Origin of the sequence: Lelliottia amnigena (genome assembly GCF_019047465.1) — a bacterium.
Taxonomy (GTDB): Bacteria; Pseudomonadota; Gammaproteobacteria; order Enterobacterales; family Enterobacteriaceae; genus Enterobacter; species Enterobacter amnigenus.
This window is the reverse complement of the sequence record NZ_CP077236.1, coordinates 3,206,815-3,221,452: the sequence shown is the minus strand read 5'-3', so window position 1 is coordinate 3,221,452 and position 14,638 is coordinate 3,206,815. Positions and strand designations below refer to the sequence as shown.

Sequence of the window (14,638 nt, the reverse complement as noted above, 5' to 3'; positions counted from 1 at the left end):
CACCTCAGCTCAGACCGAATGATGAGCCAAGGCCCGTTACGGTATCGACGACACTTGCCATTGCAGGGTTAGCCTGTAGCCGCGCCTGCAGTGAAATCGCGGTAAGTGCCATCAGCCGAGTAACGGAGTTGACGCTTTCGACAACCTGACGGCGAGTAGTCGCATTCATCTGAACGCCAGATATTGCGCAAGCGGCGACACGACCGATCTCAGAGGTGGCTTTCAGGACGTACTGAGGCATTTTCTCCCGTGCTACTTCATTGGTTGGTACACATGGCAGGCAATGGATCTGCGCCAGAAATCCATCAACCAACGTTGAGTCTTCGGTGAGATCGGTCAGCAGCCAGATATCTGGCGCAGTGAGCTGATGCGGTTGTTCAGGGTTGAGCTTATTGCGCAGGGTTTGAACGTTCATACCTACACGTTCTGCCAGCTTCGCCATATTGTGGCGCAGCGCGAAGGTCCGGCAGGCTTCATTGAAATGGGGATGTTTTGATATGCGATAGTCAAACATAGTCAGTTGCTCCGTGAAGTCTCAAAATGGAACTAGTTGATAGTCACGTTGCAATCAGACAGGGCATCGACCGTCATCGCAGCAATGTTAATCATCACTTTTTCACGCTTTTTGTCCTTGCGTAGGCGATGACGAAGCAACCGCCCATCTGCAAGCATGTCGTTGATGGTGTCGATAGATAACCCAGTGAGTTCACTATATCTTTCGATAGTGACATGGGGGGTGATGAGAGTGATTGAAATGTTAGGTCTCATGATGCAACATTCCTCGTTTAGCAATGATTAATCAGGATGAATACTGATCGTTTGTATTTTGTGAACACAACAAACATACGATCACATCATGAAATCGTCAAGATAAAAGTTCACTTGGAGTGACCATGAATCTGGAAAAAGGCGGTCGTGGTGCCATAGAGCGTATGGTAGAAGCCTATGGTTTCAAGACAAGACAAGCTTTGTGCGACCATTTGGGGATTTCGAAAAGCACCCTTGCAACACGCTACATGCGTGATTCATTCCCTGCGGAATGGGTTATTCAATGTGCACTTGAGACTGGTACATCGCTAAACTGGCTCACAACTGGGCAAGGCTCACAGAAAAGTTCACATAAAGAAAACACGAAAGAGGTTGAAAGGAATATTTTATCTAGCGGAAAACTACTCCCTGATGGCTTCTACGTTTTCGATAACAACTTTTTACCTGAAAAACTGAAAAAACCTTTTGTTGTGATCGATGGCACATCAGAGTTTATCTGCGATAGGGATTATGGAGACGTGCGTGATGGTAAGTGGATCGTAGGTATCGACGGCGAAGTTGCTATCAGGAAACTGACTCGGCTGCCAGGACACCGTCTAAATGTCGAGGGTGGCAGCAGTTCCTTTGAATGCAAAATAGATGAAATTGATATCATCGGAAAAATTAGAAGCACAATAGTGAATTATGTAAATTAATTTACAAGGAGATAAATATGTTATTCAGAACAATAAAAAGCCTACTTATTTTCTTGTGTGTAATTATACCTATTACTAGTTTTGCAAAGAATTATCCATGTTCAGGAAAAAAAGGTGGTGTTTCACATTGCTCATCTGATGGGAAGTTTGTGTGTAATGATGGAACCATAAGTAAATCAAAGAAAACATGCTCAAAAAATTAAGGGATTAAAAATGAGCCAAGAATTAGAATTAGAATTAGAATTAGAATTAGAATTAAATTTTGACACTCGAGACGAGTATAACAGAAAGATCATAGCTGAAAAAATAGTAACATTACTGGAATCACCAATAAACATATCCCCTATTGTAATTGATGGTGGTTGGGGAACAGGTAAAACTGAATTTTCTAAAAAATTAGCAACGTTAATTAACAACAAAAATGACACTCACAAAGTAATATATATTGATGCATTCGCTGAAGATCATAATGATGCTCCAATACTCACTATCATGGCTGCAATAGTAACTTTATTTCCAAATGATGATAAAAAAGAATTGATTTCAAAAGCTCTTCCAGCAATCAGATTTGGACTTAAAACTGTGTTCAAAGCAGGAACTGGTTGGATATTAAAGCAGAACGCTAGTGACATCGCTGAAGGGTTGGAAGATGCAATCAAGGATGCTGCCAATTCAGCCATAGACGGAACAGTAGAAGCATTATTGGACGATCATATTGAAGCACAAAAAAACATATTTGCACTCAAGCAGGTATTGTCCGAACTTACTTCAGATAAAAAAATAACCATCATTGTAGATGAGCTGGATAGATGTAAACCAAGCTTTGCGCTTTCTATAATTGAAAATATAAAACATGTATTCGATGTTTCTAATCTCAACTTCCTATTAGTGGCAAATACCTCACAATTAAAAGCATCAATAAATCACATTTATGGTTCATCTGTTAACTCAGAGCAATACCTTGATAAATTTGTAAGATTTACATTTAGTTTACCTATAACCTTTAAAGTAAATGGTCATGACGACGTTCTGACATCTGTGTATCACTGGCAAAAAATTTGTAGCCAATCCGAAAGTTTAATATTAGCTAATGAAAGATGTGGTGCTTTTTTTGAACAGTTTATTAAATGTAAAAGAATTTCATTGCGCGAGGTAGAAACGTTAGCTAGGTATGTTGAGATATATCAATTATTTACTGGCAATGGGATTAGCAAAGAAAAACAAATAGGTTATTGCTTTTATAGAACCTTAGCTGTGATTCTTTATTGCTTTGGTAGAGATATTGCTTTGTCATATCTTGACGATAATATAGCTCCTGAACCATTAGTTAATGTATTTGGTGTTACTAAATTTGATTACGGCGCTGATAAATACAAAGTTCATAACTTTGAACGTGCATTGTTTGGGATAACCTATAAACATATCTCGATAATATCCCCCCTTAATCCCCCCAATCAAGAAATAAAAAAAGAATGGGTAGATATTAGCGACTATCAATTTCTAAAAGATGCTAGTGGATTTAGTGAGCCAAGCTTAATTTTCAAACAAGCAATAAAAGCATTTTTGATGCAATAGATAAGTTTATTATTTTCAAAACATACATTGACCACTGTTCAAACATACAGTTAAATTTAGCCCTCAGACATGAGGGCTTTTTTATGGCAGTACGAAAACTCGACACAGGAAAATGGATTTGCGAATGCTACCCCGCCGGACGTGCTGGGCGCCGCGTGCGTAAGCAGTTCGCCACCAAAGGAGAAGCACTGGCCTTTGAGCGTCACACGATGGATGAGGCGGAGGCTAAGCCCTGGCTGGGTGAATCGGTAGACCGTCGAACTCTGAAAGACGTTGTTGAACTCTGGTTCAAACTGCATGGCAAATCCCTGACCGCTGGCGAGCATGTTTACGATAAACTTGTCCTGATGGTCGATGCACTCGGAAACCCAAATGCTACTGATCTCAGCTCGAAATTGTTCGCGCATTACCGGGACAAACGCCTGACGGGTGAAATCTATTTCAGTGAGAAGTGGAAGAAAGGTGCCAGCCCGGTAACAATCAACCTCGAGCAAAGCTATCTGAGTGGCGTTTTTAGCGAGCTGGCCCGACTCGGAGAATGGGCAGCACCGAACCCCCTGGAGAATATGCGCAAGTTCACCATTGCTGAAAAGGAAATGGCCTGGCTGACGCATGAACAGATCACCGAGCTTTTATACGACTGTAATCGCCAAAGTCCCCTTCTCGCTCTTGTTGTTAAAATCTGCCTGAGCACAGGTGCGCGCTGGCGGGAAGCTGTAAACCTCACGCGCTCCCAGGTCACCAAATACCGGATTACTTTCGTCAGAACCAAAGGCAAGAAGAATAGGAGTATCCCGATCAGCAAAGAGCTGTACGAGGAAATAACTGCCCTAGACGGTTTCAAGTTCTTTACTGACTGCTACTTCCAGTTTTTGTCGGTAATGGACAAAACTTCCATCGTCCTTCCACGCGGACAGCTTACCCACGTCCTGCGCCATACATTTGCGGCACACTTTATGATGTCGGGCGGAAACATTCTTGCGCTTCAGAAAATCCTGGGGCATCACGATATCAAAATGACCATGCGCTATGCCCACTTGGCCTCTGACCATCTAGAAACAGCCGTTCGCTTCAATCCGTTAGCAACGATGCCAACAGCACCTAACGAAGCTAATAACAGGCTCCTTGCTAGGTAGGGGAAATAAGTGCGGTTAGACTAACTTTAAGCAATCATTCATAACAAGCTTGTAAGGCAATTAATAGAGGTTGTTATGTGGATCAATCCCTTAATAGAAATGGTTCTTGGTGTTGGCCTGGTGTGCGGTATCGGATGGATCATACTTAAATTTTGGCCTTACTTTTTTAGTATCCTTTTCGTATTCGCAACGTTATACATAGTGTGGGATGTTTTAAGATGACAGTAGCCCCCTGACTTTCTTACAAATGATTAATAAAAATAGGCATTTTTAAAGTCCACTCCTTGCACATGACGGTAGTCCCGCCACTTTTACTCATATGCCTAATATCCAGAAGTGATCCGCAAAATCCTAGCAGCCAGAAGCAGTATTAGGCAGGTTCTCTTTTGGAGATGCTTGTGACGGAGAATGTAGTTAAGCAACAGAAGTGAAAGAGCATGGCGTGAATGAATTAAAGTGGCGACAAAGTGGCGGCAGCGGTTGGCATTACCCCGTAATCGCCACTCCTTACCACTAACCTAACTTATTGATTATCTTGCAAGTCATTGTTTTTACCAACCCGTTTACATAAATGGGTTTTTTGTTGCCTGAAATTCATAGCCTCTCCATTCACAACCACATCGATACTTACTTTCTCCAGCCGCTGCTGGTTATCATCAGTAAACCAAAAATTTCATATCTGACCTGAAACTCAATCCGAGCGGATATTTGAGCGCCTACGTCTTACAGTTATTTATATAATTAAAAGCAATCACTTATATTCATATCAATGTAAAAAATATCTGGTTTTAAAGGGCACTCCAGAGAGATAAAGCCTGAAAAGCGTGACGAATGCCTAACAGAATCAGGAAGCAATAAGCAATCACATCCTCGTATCTCTTTCAGCAATGCTCACCAGCAATCCGTCCCACCATCCGTCGAATATCGTCTCGCGAGAGCGGCTGCCTGTCCGTCACAAAATGCAGCGTCATCCCTTCGATAAAGGCATCCAGGGCACGTGCAGTCACCGGATCAAACCACTGCTCAAGCGTCGACTGACTGGTTTGCATCCAGTCCTGCATCACCTTTTTCAACGCAGGCTTGCGGCTCATCAGCGCGTAAAGTTGATACATTAGCTCCATATTAGGTGGCGTGGTCACTTCAGAACTGTGGATCAGCGTGGTAATGGATTCACAGGCCATTTCCGGCCCGGTGACGCCCGCAAAAAAGTCGCAATATTGCTGTGACATATGACAGGTAAAACGCGTGAACGCCTCTTCCAGCAGTGAATCCATACCGTCGAAATAATAGGTCATCGACCCTAGCGGCACCCCCGCACAGGTGGCGATTTTACGGTGCGTGACGGCATCTATCCCATGCTCTGCAATGGTCTCCAGAGTAGCCTGAAGAATTCTTTCCCGGCGCTGTGGATCGTTCGGTCGTCTGCTCATAAATTCCTCTTTCCGTTTGTGTACAAATGTACACAAACTTGCTAGTGTTGTCGCTATTGTTATGCTTCTGGTGTGATTCGAATGACCTTAACCTCTCCACGCAAGGCCCTGCAGCGACGCATGTGGGCGCTCTTTATGTTCTTCTTTATTCCTGGATTGCTGATGGCATCCTGGGCCACGCGCACGCCCGCAATTCGCGACATTTTGACGGTATCGACCGCAGAAATGGGCATCGTGCTGTTTGGCCTGTCGATTGGTTCAATGAGCGGCATTCTCTGCTCTGCGTGGCTGGTTAAGCGCTTTGGTACACGCACCGTCATCCGCACCACCATGTGCTGCGCGGTACTGGGAATGGTGTTTCTGAGCGTAGCGCTATGGTTTGCCTCGCCGCTGATGTTTGCCCTCGGCCTGACGGTATTTGGTGGCAGTTTTGGCGCGGCAGAAGTGGCGATTAACGTTGAAGGTGCCGCCGTTGAACGCGAAATGGATAAAACCGTGCTGCCAATGATGCATGGCTTTTATAGCCTCGGCACGCTGGCAGGCGCAGGCGTGGGTATGGCGCTGACGGCGTTCGGCGTCGCGGCGAACTTACATATTCTACTGGCGGCATTGGTCTGCATTATCCCTATTCTCACTGGGATCACCGCGATACCTGATGGCACCGGTAAAAATACCGCGGAAGAGCAAAAATCGGTGGTGAAAGGTTTGCCGTTTTATCGCGACAGGCAGTTGATGCTGATTGGTGTCGTGGTTCTGGCGATGGCCTTTGCCGAAGGCTCCGCTAACGACTGGCTCCCGCTATTGATGGTCGACGGTCATGGCTTTAGCCCGACCTCCGGCTCGCTTATTTACGCTGGATTCACCCTCGGTATGACCGTCGGGCGCTTTACCGGCGGCTGGTTTATCGATCGCTACAGCCGCGTGGCCGTGGTTCGCGCGAGTGCATTAATGGGTGCGCTAGGCATCGCGTTGATTATCTTTGTTGACGTGGACTGGATAGCAGGCGTATCGGTAATTTTATGGGGCGCAGGCGCATCGCTTGGATTCCCGCTGACTATTTCCGCTGCCAGCGACACTGGCCCGGATGCGCCGACACGTGTCAGCGTGGTGGCGACGACGGGCTATTTGGCCTTCCTGGTCGGTCCGCCGCTGCTCGGTTTCCTCGGTGAACATTACGGGTTGCGCAGCGCCATGCTGGTGGTGTTAGCGTTAGTGATCGTTGCCGCGCTGGTGGCCAAAGCGGTCGCCAAACCGGATTCGCAAGACTCAGCTATGGAGAAGGGATATGAGCGTTAAGTTAATCGCAGTCGACATGGATGGCACCTTTTTAAGCGACGCCAAAACTTACAATCGTGAACGCTTTCTGGCGCAATATGAACGCATGAAACAGCAAGGTATTCGCTTCGTGGTTGCCAGCGGGAATCAATATTATCAGCTGATCTCTTTCTTCCCCGACATTGCGCATGAAATTGCCTTTGTCGCGGAAAATGGCGGCTGGGTGGTGAATGCCCGTGAAGATGTGTTCAACGGCGAGCTGACCAAAACGCAGTTTGATACCGTCGCGCGCTTTCTCTGTTCACTGCCCGAAGTGGAAGTCATCGCCTGCGGGAAAAACAGCGCTTATACCCTGAAATCGTATGACGATTCCCTCAAAGAGATGGCGGCGAAATATTACCACCGTCTCGAAATGGTCGAGAATTTCGATAATCTGAACGACATCTTTTTTAAGTTTGGGCTGAACCTGACGGACAGTGAAATCCCACGCATTCAGGCCATGATTCATGCGGAACTCAGCGATATTATGGTGCCGGTCACGACCGGGCACGGCAATATCGATTTGATAATTCCGGGTGTGCACAAAGCGAACGGTTTGCGTATTTTGCAGAAGCGTTGGGGCATTGAGGACAACGAAGTGGTGGCCTTCGGTGACAGCGGCAACGACGTCGAAATGCTGCGTCAGTCTGGCTTTAGCTTTGCGATGGCGAATGCCAAAGCGCATATCAAAGCCGTCGCGCGTTTTGAGGCACCGCACAATAATGACGAAGGCGTGCTGGACGTCATCGAGAAAGTGTTAACCAAAGAAGCGCCGTTTAACTAAAGGCTTAGCCCGGTCGCGTTGCTGCGCTGGCCGGGCTGTTCACACTGTTACGGCTGTAACGCATTGCCGACGCGTTTATTTTTCAAGAATATCACCATCAGCCCCACCCACAGTACGCCGTTCGCCAGATTAAACAGACTGAACAGGCCGTTACCGCCAATAATGTAAGCATGTTTGCTGACTTCGATCCCGACGGTAAAAATCAGCATCTGCAGCATGCCCATCGCGGCCGACACCGTTCCTTTACTCATCTCGCTGGCAAACAGCGTCAGGCGCACCAGGCCTGCGTTGGCAAGCCCAATCCCAAACGCATAAATACTCAGGCCAGCGGTCATCCACAAATAAGCATGTGAAGAGACCACCGTGGCGACGGCGGCGAGAATCAAACCGCCTGCAATCGGCCAGCCGCCCAGAATGATCAGCGAGCGCACGGAGCGGCGTGACGTCAGACGGGCAAGCACCAGATTACCGATAATGAGCGCGCCAAAAATCGGCACCTGCAACAGGCCATATTCATAGCTGCTGAGTTTCTCACCGCTGATAATAATCACCGGCGACTGCGCAATCCATGCCAGCAGCGGCAGGCTGACAAATCCGGTTGCCAGCGCGCCCGCCACGAAGCGGACGTTTTTCAATACTTCTTTATAATCGCGGCCTAACTCTTTGAGCGACAATTTTTCGCCCAGTCGGGTTGCGGTTTCTGGCATTGCGCGATGCAGGCCGTACCAGGAAATCGCCGCTAACAGCGCGAAAAGGATAAACATCCCTTCCCAAGGCGCTACGTGTACCCAGGCCGCGCCCACCAGCGGGCCGAGTAGCGGTGCTATCAGCGCCACGTTCGCCATCAACGCGGTAATTTTGATGCACACCGCCTCTTCAAATGACTCCTGGATGGCGGCATACCCCACGGCACCGATAAAGCAGAGGCTCACGCCCTGCAAAAAGCGCAGCACCATGAATTGTTCGATCGTTTGCGCCAGCAAAATGGCGAGGCAGGTGACGATAAACCACACCACACCCGTCAGCATCACCGGACGGCGGCCAATACGGTCCGACAGCGGTCCCAGCAACCACTGCAAAAACATGCCCCCCGCCAGATAGGCGGTCATCGATGTGGGTACCCACTCGATTCCAGCGTTATATTGCGCGACCACCGCCAGCATACCGGGCTGGATCATATCGTTAGCGATATAGGTCGAGAATTCGTAAAGCACCAGACACAGCGGGAACAGTAACGCCTGACGACCCAGACGATGACCGGAAGAAGAAGAACGGTTTAACATGCGGTCTCTTTATGATGAAAAATCGCGATGATTTTAATGAATTGGCCGGTATCGAGATAGTGAATTATTGAAGATAAACAGAAATACAGCACATATCGCTGTCGTTTAAGGTTTCCTTAAGTTGCCCCCCCTATGATAACCCTATTTCCCGTCATCGAATGTCATCATGGCCCCATTACCTGTCGCATCAGAATTATCTAAGTCACAGACAACTAAGACAAAACCGCTTTACCGTCTGCCGGCACGCTTTTATGGTTATCAGCTTTTGGCGCTAGGGGTTCTGGCGGTGCTGTTTACCTGGCTTTCGCGCGACGAAATGCTGGACCGCTGGATAACGGGCTTTTGGTTTGACGCGGCAACGCACCGTTTTCCGCTGCAACAGAACCACTTGCTCGATTTACTCAATCACCGGCTGGCAAAGTTCATCGCCATTGCGTTGGCTGCCGTCGCGCTGATTTACGGCGCGTATCGTCGCAACGCGCCGCTGGTGACGGGCGCGTTATTGATGGGGCTCGGCACCCTGGTCGTCGGCGTCCTGAAAAGCATGAGCCATCACAGCTGCCCATGGGATCTGGTGGAGTACGGCGGTAAGGCTGTTTCGTATCCCCTGTTCGGCAGTGCGCCGGTTGATAGCGGCCCCGGCCGTTGTTTCCCCGGCGGGCACGCGTCCAGCGGCTTTATGGTGATGGGACTGTTTTTTGCGTTCTGGCGCGAGCGTCCACGTCTGGCCTGGGGTTTTGTCGCACTCGGCGTGATCTCTGGGCTATTGATGGGCTATGGCCAGGTAATGCGCGGCGCGCATTTTTTCTCTCACAACCTGTGGGCAGGTTGGTGGGTATGGTTTTCTCAGGTTTTGGCTTATGGCCTTGTTTCAGCCTGGTTTGCAAAAGAGTGATGATGGAATGCTAGAGAATCTTAATTTAGGCCTGTTTTATCTGATTAATGCCACCCCGGCCTCGCCAGAGTGGATGATTGTCTTCGCCAAATTTATCGCCAAAGATCTGATTAACATTGTCCCGGCGCTGGTGGTGATCCTCTGGCTATGGGGGCCGCGTAAACAGGTCAGCGCGCAGCGTCAACTGGTGATAAAAGTCGCCATGGCACTTGCTGTCAGCATGACGGCATCGTGGATGCTGGGACATCTGTTCCCGCACGATCGGCCGTTTGTCGACCATATTGGCTCCAATTTCCTGCATCATTCGGCGGATGATTCTTTCCCAAGCGATCACGGCACGGTGATCTTCACCTTCGCGCTGGCTTTCCTGTTCTGGCATCGCGTCTGGTCTGGCGTGGTACTGATGGGCATCGCGATCGCGATCGCCTGGTCACGCATCTATCTGGGCGTTCACTGGCCGCTGGATATGCTCGGCGGTCTGCTGGTGGGTATGATTGGCTGCCTGAGTGCGCAAATCCTCTGGAAGCTTTTTGGTCCTCAGCTCTATCGCGGACTCCAGCAGGTCTACCGCATCTGCTTTGCCCTGCCTATCCGCAAAGGCTGGGTACGTGACTAATCCCGGTGCGACAGGTTACACTTGAGCCCCCGCGTTGCGGGGTTCACTTTTGATCCTGAGGACCTATGGAAACACGACGCGACGACCGCATTGCCCAGCTACTGCAGGCGCTGAAGCGCAGCGATAAGCTGCATCTCAAAGAAGCCGCGACGTTGCTTGGCGTCTCTGAGATGACCATTCGTCGCGATCTGAACAGCGAAAGTGCCCCCGTGGTGCTGCTCGGCGGGTATATCGTTCTCGAACCTCGCAGCGGTAGCCACTATCTGATTAACGATCAAAAAACCCGTCTGGTCGAAGAAAAACGCAAAGCCGCGCGTCAGGCCGCGTCGTTAGTCCAGCCGCATCAAACCTTGTTTTTTGATTGTGGTACCACCACGCCCTGGATTATCGAAGCCATCGATAATGAACTGCCGTTTACCGGCGTCTGTTATTCGCTAAACACTTTTCTGGCCTTACAGGAAAAGCCCGAGTGCCGGGTGATTCTTTGTGGCGGGGAATTCCACGCCAGCAACGCGATTTTCAAGCCGCTGAATCTGCAGGATACGCTTAGCAACCTGTGTCCGGAAATCGCCTTTTATTCGGCGGCGGGCGTGAGCGTACGCCAGGGTGCAACCTGTTTTAATCTCGAAGAGCTGACGGTGAAGCATTGGGCGATGAATGCCGCGCAGTATCATGTGCTGGTGGTGGATCACAGTAAGTTCGGGAAAGTGCGCTCGGCAAGAATGGGCGAACTGTCGCGGTTTGATGCGATTGTCAGCGACTGCCGCCCGGATGATGACCTGGTAGACCATGCAAAAGAGCATCAAATTAAGCTGATCTATTAGGCTGATACCCGCATCCCAGCTCTCACTGTTGGAGAAAGCGCAAATACTAAAACGGCAACCCGAAGGTTGCCGTTTTGCATTTATCTAGGAGAACCAGCTCCCGAACCACTGGTGGAATTTCATCAGGACGAAATCCCACATCCGGCTAATGAAGCCGCCCTCTTCCACCGCTTGCATCACAATCAGCGGACGCTGCTCGATGGATTTACCGTTTAGCTGGAAGTCGATTGTCCCGACCACCTGGCCCTTTTTCAGCGGTGCGGTAAGCTGCGGGTCCGTCAAGGTGTAGCTGGCTTTCAGGTTTTTCAGCTGTCCGCGCGGAATGGTCACTGAACCGGCTTCACCCGCGCCCAGATTGACTTCACTCTTATCGCCAAACCACACGCGCTGGCTGATAAACGTCGCATCCGGCTTGATCGGCGTGACGGTTTCGAAGAAGCGGAAGCCCCAGGTCAGCAGTTTTTCTGATTCGTTGAAGCGGATACGATCCGTTTTAGTCCCCAGCACCACGGAGATCAGGCGCATATCGCCCTGCGTTGCCGAGGCCACAAGGTTATAACCCGCCCCCGCCGTGGTGCCGGTTTTCATACCGTCCACGTTTACGTTGCTGCTCCACAACAGGCGGTTGCGGTTCGGCTGACGAATCTTGTTGAAGGTAAACTCTTTCTCTTTGTGAATGGCGTACTCTTCTGGCACATCGTGAATCAGCGCCTTGCCGAGCAACGCCATATCACGCGCGGTACTGAATTGCCCTGGCGCATCCAAACCGTGAACGGTTTTGAACGTGGTTTTGGTCAGGCCCAGTCTTTGCGCGTAACCATTCATCAAGCCAATGAATGAATCCTGACTGCCCGCCACATAATCGGCCAGCGCGATGCAGGCATCATTGCCTGACTGAATGATTACGCCTTTATTCAGATCGGAAACGGACACCTGATCGCCCGGTTTCAGGAACATAACGGACGATCCGCGCAGCGCCGGGTTGCCGGTGGCCCAGGCATCTTTGCCGATGGTGACCATATCGTCGAGCTTGATTTTGCCTGCTTTTAGCGCCTGGCCCACCACATAGCTGGTCATGATTTTGGTCAAACTCGCCGGATCGAGCTGTTCGTCCGCGTTGCCTTCCGCCAGCACTTTACCGCTGGCGTAATCCATCAAAATCCACGCGCGAGCGTCAACCGGAGGCGCTTCAGGCGCGGCTTGTTCAGCTGCATACAGTGTTGGAGAGAACAAAAATAGTAGCGCAGAGCCTGCTGCCAGGCCGCGCAGAGAAGAAGTTAGTTGCGTCATAAATGCCACCCGAGTGTCCATTCTAAAAATCACGTCACATCACCGTGTCGCAAGAAGCGATGAGTAATAGCGCACAAATGCGTTCAAAGAAACCTAAACGAGGTAAAGTTTTTAAAGTTTACGCAATAACATTCAGATACGCTTTGATAGAGACGATTTTTTTGTCACCTGTTGCGTAATTGTTGGGTTTATCTCACCATGGAATTCGTTAGATTTCATTCACAAAACCGATGGTTTGATGATTTCAGGAGTCAGTATGATTACGCTGTGGGGCAGGAACAATTCGACTAACGTCAAGAAAGTCCTCTGGACGCTGGAAGAGCTGGATTTACCGTTTAACCTGGTGATGGCCGGTTTGCAGTTTGGCGTGAATAAAGACGCCGAGTATCTGGCGATGAATCCGAATGGCCTGGTGCCGCTGTTACGTGACGATGAAACGGATTTAACGCTGTGGGAATCTAATGCGATCGTGCGTTACCTGGCGGCCCAGTACGGTCAAAATCGCCTGTGGGTCGACGCCCCCGCGCAGCGTGCTCAGGGTGAAAAATGGATGGACTGGGCGAACCAGACGTTCTCGCCTGTCCACCGTGTGATCCTGATGGGGCTGGTCAGAACGGCTGAATCCGACCGCGATTATCCCGCTATTCACGCGGCACAAGCCACCTGCGAAACGCTTTTCGCGATGATGGATGCTGAACTGGCCGACAAACCGTGGTTCTCCGGGGAAAACTTCGGCGTGGGTGATATTGCGGTGGCACCGTTCGTCTGGAACCTGACCCAGATTGGCCTGACCTGGGCGCCGCGCCCGAATCTCGAGCGCTGGCTGAAACAGCTCAGCGAGCGCCCGGCGTATCAGAATGTGGTGATGATACCCGTCAGCTAATCACTGTTTGGACGGGCTGACTTTCCACAGTTGCCCGTCTGATTCATCTGTCAGGACATATAAATATCCATCCGGGCCAACGCGGACATCGCGGATACGCGAGCCTTTATCGCCCAGAATCCTGCCGTCTTCCGTCACCTTGTCGCCGTTCACGCTCAGCACGATCACGTCTTTCTCTTTCAGCGCGCCGATAAACAGCTTGTTTTTCCACTGCGGGAACACCTCGCTGTTGTAGAACGCCATCCCACTGACTGCCGGCGATTTCTTCCAGACAAACAGCGGCGGCTCGGTGCCGTCGTGGTGCTCGCCTGTCGCTTCCGGGATCTTCAGGCCGCTGTAGTTGATGCCGTGTGTCGCCAGCGGCCAGCCGTAATTTTTGCCTTTTTCCGGGATATTAATTTCATCGCCGCCGCGCGGGCCGTGTTCATTCAGCCACAGCGCATCGCTCCAGGGATTCATCGCCATCCCCTGCGGATTACGAATGCCGTAGGACCAGATTTCCGGCCGCGCACCGGCTTTATCAACAAACGGGTTGTCGGCTGGCACTTTACCCTGATCGGTCAGACGCACCACTTTGCCCTGCAGTTTATCCAGATCCTGCGCCGTCGGACGCTGGTTGTTTTCCCCCAAGCCGATAAACAGATAGCCCTTACCATCAAACACCAATCGCCCACCGAAGTGGTTGCCGGTGGACAGTTTTGGCATCTGGCGGAACACCACCTGGAAGGATTCTATGCGCGACAGGTCATCGCTAAGACGGCCATAGCCCACCGCCGTACCCGCTTTGCCGTCATTTCCGACTTCAGCATAGCTCAGCCAGATGCGGCGAGATTGTTCAAAATCGGGTGCGAGAACAACGTCGAAAAGCCCACCCTGCCCGCTGTCCCACACTTTTGGAATACCCACAATCGGATCGGATAGCCCTTTACCCGCCTGCCAGTGCTTAAGCTGTCCGCCTTTTAGCGTGATCAGCATTCCCTGATTATTGGGTAAAAAAGCCAGCGACCAGGGGTGATCCAATTTTGTCTGGAGAATATCGACCTTAACCGCTGCGGGCGCAGCCATCAGCGACGTGGATATCAATAAGAAAGACAAAGAAATAAGCGAAGATCGACGCATAACGCACTCCTTTTCGACGTATGGCA

The 14,638-nt window shown here is 50.0% G+C and carries 16 protein-coding genes; 10 read left to right on the top strand and 6 right to left on the bottom strand.

The window, feature by feature from the left end; genetic code table 11:
* Positions 1 to 4 precede the first annotated feature (4 nt).
* Both I6L74_RS15065 and I6L74_RS15060 read right to left on the bottom strand, forming a co-directional pair.
* A complete protein-coding gene (locus I6L74_RS15065) occupies positions 5 to 514 on the bottom strand; it encodes a phage regulatory CII family protein (protein WP_059178523.1) in 510 nt (169 codons plus the stop codon).
* Between the two features lie 32 nt (positions 515 to 546).
* On the bottom strand, positions 547 to 768 hold the full coding sequence (locus I6L74_RS15060) for a hypothetical protein (protein ID WP_004223867.1): 222 nt from the start codon (positions 766 to 768) through the stop codon (positions 547 to 549).
* Positions 769 to 893: 125 nt separating this feature from the next.
* Here I6L74_RS15060 and I6L74_RS15055 point away from each other — a divergent pair, with 125 nt between their 5' ends.
* From I6L74_RS15055 to I6L74_RS15045, 4 genes are all read left to right on the top strand, one after another.
* Positions 894 to 1,463: a phage repressor protein CI gene (locus I6L74_RS15055; protein ID WP_059178524.1), complete on the top strand. Its 570-nt coding sequence runs from the start codon at positions 894 to 896 to the stop codon at positions 1,461 to 1,463.
* 17 nt (positions 1,464 to 1,480) lie between these two features.
* Positions 1,481 to 1,666 (top strand): YdcA family protein, encoded by a 186-nt coding sequence (locus tag I6L74_RS21455; RefSeq protein WP_072241801.1) that lies wholly within the window; start codon positions 1,481 to 1,483, stop codon positions 1,664 to 1,666.
* A 10-nt stretch (positions 1,667 to 1,676) separates the two neighbouring features.
* Complete coding sequence (locus I6L74_RS15050) at positions 1,677 to 3,038, top strand: KAP family P-loop NTPase fold protein (RefSeq protein WP_059178525.1); 1,362 nt, start codon at positions 1,677 to 1,679, stop codon at positions 3,036 to 3,038.
* An 83-nt stretch (positions 3,039 to 3,121) separates the two neighbouring features.
* Complete coding sequence (locus I6L74_RS15045) at positions 3,122 to 4,174, top strand: phage integrase (RefSeq protein WP_059178526.1); 1,053 nt, start codon at positions 3,122 to 3,124, stop codon at positions 4,172 to 4,174.
* An 881-nt stretch (positions 4,175 to 5,055) separates the two neighbouring features.
* Here I6L74_RS15045 and I6L74_RS15040 read toward each other — a convergent pair.
* Complete coding sequence (locus I6L74_RS15040; RefSeq protein ID WP_059178527.1) at positions 5,056 to 5,604, bottom strand: TetR/AcrR family transcriptional regulator; 549 nt, start codon at positions 5,602 to 5,604, stop codon at positions 5,056 to 5,058.
* 81 nt (positions 5,605 to 5,685) lie between these two features.
* On the opposite strand from I6L74_RS15040, the gene I6L74_RS15035 reads away from it, so the two are divergent.
* Together I6L74_RS15035 and I6L74_RS15030 are read left to right on the top strand one after the other, a co-directional pair.
* Positions 5,686 to 6,900: an MFS transporter gene (locus tag I6L74_RS15035; protein WP_059178528.1), complete on the top strand. Its 1,215-nt coding sequence runs from the start codon at positions 5,686 to 5,688 to the stop codon at positions 6,898 to 6,900.
* Positions 6,890 to 7,702 carry a Cof-type HAD-IIB family hydrolase gene (locus I6L74_RS15030; RefSeq protein WP_059178529.1) on the top strand — a complete coding sequence of 271 codons (813 nt, stop codon included), beginning with the start codon at positions 6,890 to 6,892 and terminating at the stop codon, positions 7,700 to 7,702. Before I6L74_RS15035 ends, I6L74_RS15030 begins: the two co-directional genes overlap by 11 nt.
* 47 nt (positions 7,703 to 7,749) lie before the next feature.
* Here I6L74_RS15030 and I6L74_RS15025 read toward each other — a convergent pair whose 3' ends face one another.
* Positions 7,750 to 8,985, bottom strand: a complete 1,236-nt coding sequence (locus tag I6L74_RS15025) for an MFS transporter (RefSeq protein WP_059178530.1) — start codon at positions 8,983 to 8,985, stop codon at positions 7,750 to 7,752.
* A gap of 166 nt (positions 8,986 to 9,151) precedes the next feature.
* Here I6L74_RS15025 and I6L74_RS15020 point away from each other — a divergent pair, with 166 nt between their 5' ends.
* From I6L74_RS15020 to deoR, 3 genes are all read left to right on the top strand, one after another.
* A complete protein-coding gene (locus I6L74_RS15020; protein WP_059178531.1) occupies positions 9,152 to 9,880 on the top strand; it encodes a phosphatase PAP2 family protein in 729 nt (242 codons plus the stop codon).
* 7 nt (positions 9,881 to 9,887) lie between these two features.
* The gene (gene ybjG / locus I6L74_RS15015) at positions 9,888 to 10,496 is read left to right on the top strand and encodes an undecaprenyl-diphosphate phosphatase (RefSeq protein ID WP_059178741.1); all 609 of its coding nucleotides are present in this window, start codon (positions 9,888 to 9,890) and stop codon (positions 10,494 to 10,496) included.
* 65 nt (positions 10,497 to 10,561) lie between these two features.
* On the top strand, positions 10,562 to 11,320 hold the full coding sequence (deoR, locus tag I6L74_RS15010; protein ID WP_059178532.1) for a DNA-binding transcriptional repressor DeoR: 759 nt from the start codon (positions 10,562 to 10,564) through the stop codon (positions 11,318 to 11,320).
* 84 nt (positions 11,321 to 11,404) lie between these two features.
* Here the strand turns inward: deoR and dacC are convergent, their stop codons facing one another.
* Positions 11,405 to 12,610 carry a serine-type D-Ala-D-Ala carboxypeptidase gene (dacC, locus tag I6L74_RS15005; RefSeq protein WP_059178742.1) on the bottom strand — a complete coding sequence of 402 codons (1,206 nt, stop codon included), beginning with the start codon at positions 12,608 to 12,610 and terminating at the stop codon, positions 11,405 to 11,407.
* Between the two features lie 256 nt (positions 12,611 to 12,866).
* Between dacC and I6L74_RS15000 the strand changes: the two genes are divergently transcribed.
* Positions 12,867 to 13,493: a glutathione S-transferase family protein gene (locus I6L74_RS15000; RefSeq protein ID WP_059178533.1), complete on the top strand. Its 627-nt coding sequence runs from the start codon at positions 12,867 to 12,869 to the stop codon at positions 13,491 to 13,493.
* Here I6L74_RS15000 and I6L74_RS14995 read toward each other — a convergent pair whose 3' ends face one another.
* Positions 13,494 to 14,612 (bottom strand): PQQ-dependent sugar dehydrogenase, encoded by a 1,119-nt coding sequence (locus I6L74_RS14995; protein WP_059178534.1) that lies wholly within the window; start codon positions 14,610 to 14,612, stop codon positions 13,494 to 13,496.
* Positions 14,613 to 14,638: the final 26 nt, after the last annotated feature.

Coding starts and splice junctions, on each gene's coding strand:
- I6L74_RS15065 (WP_059178523.1), bottom strand. CDS start 514: ATGTTTGACTATCGCATATCAAAACATCCCCATTTCAATGAAGCCTGC.
- I6L74_RS15060 (WP_004223867.1), bottom strand. CDS start 768: ATGAGACCTAACATTTCAATCACTCTCATCACCCCCCATGTCACTATC.
- I6L74_RS15055 (WP_059178524.1), top strand. CDS start 894: ATGAATCTGGAAAAAGGCGGTCGTGGTGCCATAGAGCGTATGGTAGAA.
- I6L74_RS21455 (WP_072241801.1), top strand. CDS start 1,481: ATGTTATTCAGAACAATAAAAAGCCTACTTATTTTCTTGTGTGTAATT.
- I6L74_RS15050 (WP_059178525.1), top strand. CDS start 1,677: ATGAGCCAAGAATTAGAATTAGAATTAGAATTAGAATTAGAATTAAAT.
- I6L74_RS15045 (WP_059178526.1), top strand. CDS start 3,122: ATGGCAGTACGAAAACTCGACACAGGAAAATGGATTTGCGAATGCTAC.
- I6L74_RS15040 (WP_059178527.1), bottom strand. CDS start 5,604: ATGAGCAGACGACCGAACGATCCACAGCGCCGGGAAAGAATTCTTCAG.
- I6L74_RS15035 (WP_059178528.1), top strand. CDS start 5,686: ATGACCTTAACCTCTCCACGCAAGGCCCTGCAGCGACGCATGTGGGCG.
- I6L74_RS15030 (WP_059178529.1), top strand. CDS start 6,890: ATGAGCGTTAAGTTAATCGCAGTCGACATGGATGGCACCTTTTTAAGC.
- I6L74_RS15025 (WP_059178530.1), bottom strand. CDS start 8,985: ATGTTAAACCGTTCTTCTTCTTCCGGTCATCGTCTGGGTCGTCAGGCG.
- I6L74_RS15020 (WP_059178531.1), top strand. CDS start 9,152: ATGGCCCCATTACCTGTCGCATCAGAATTATCTAAGTCACAGACAACT.
- ybjG (WP_059178741.1), top strand. CDS start 9,888: ATGCTAGAGAATCTTAATTTAGGCCTGTTTTATCTGATTAATGCCACC.
- deoR (WP_059178532.1), top strand. CDS start 10,562: ATGGAAACACGACGCGACGACCGCATTGCCCAGCTACTGCAGGCGCTG.
- dacC (WP_059178742.1), bottom strand. CDS start 12,610: ATGACGCAACTAACTTCTTCTCTGCGCGGCCTGGCAGCAGGCTCTGCG.
- I6L74_RS15000 (WP_059178533.1), top strand. CDS start 12,867: ATGATTACGCTGTGGGGCAGGAACAATTCGACTAACGTCAAGAAAGTC.
- I6L74_RS14995 (WP_059178534.1), bottom strand. CDS start 14,612: ATGCGTCGATCTTCGCTTATTTCTTTGTCTTTCTTATTGATATCCACG.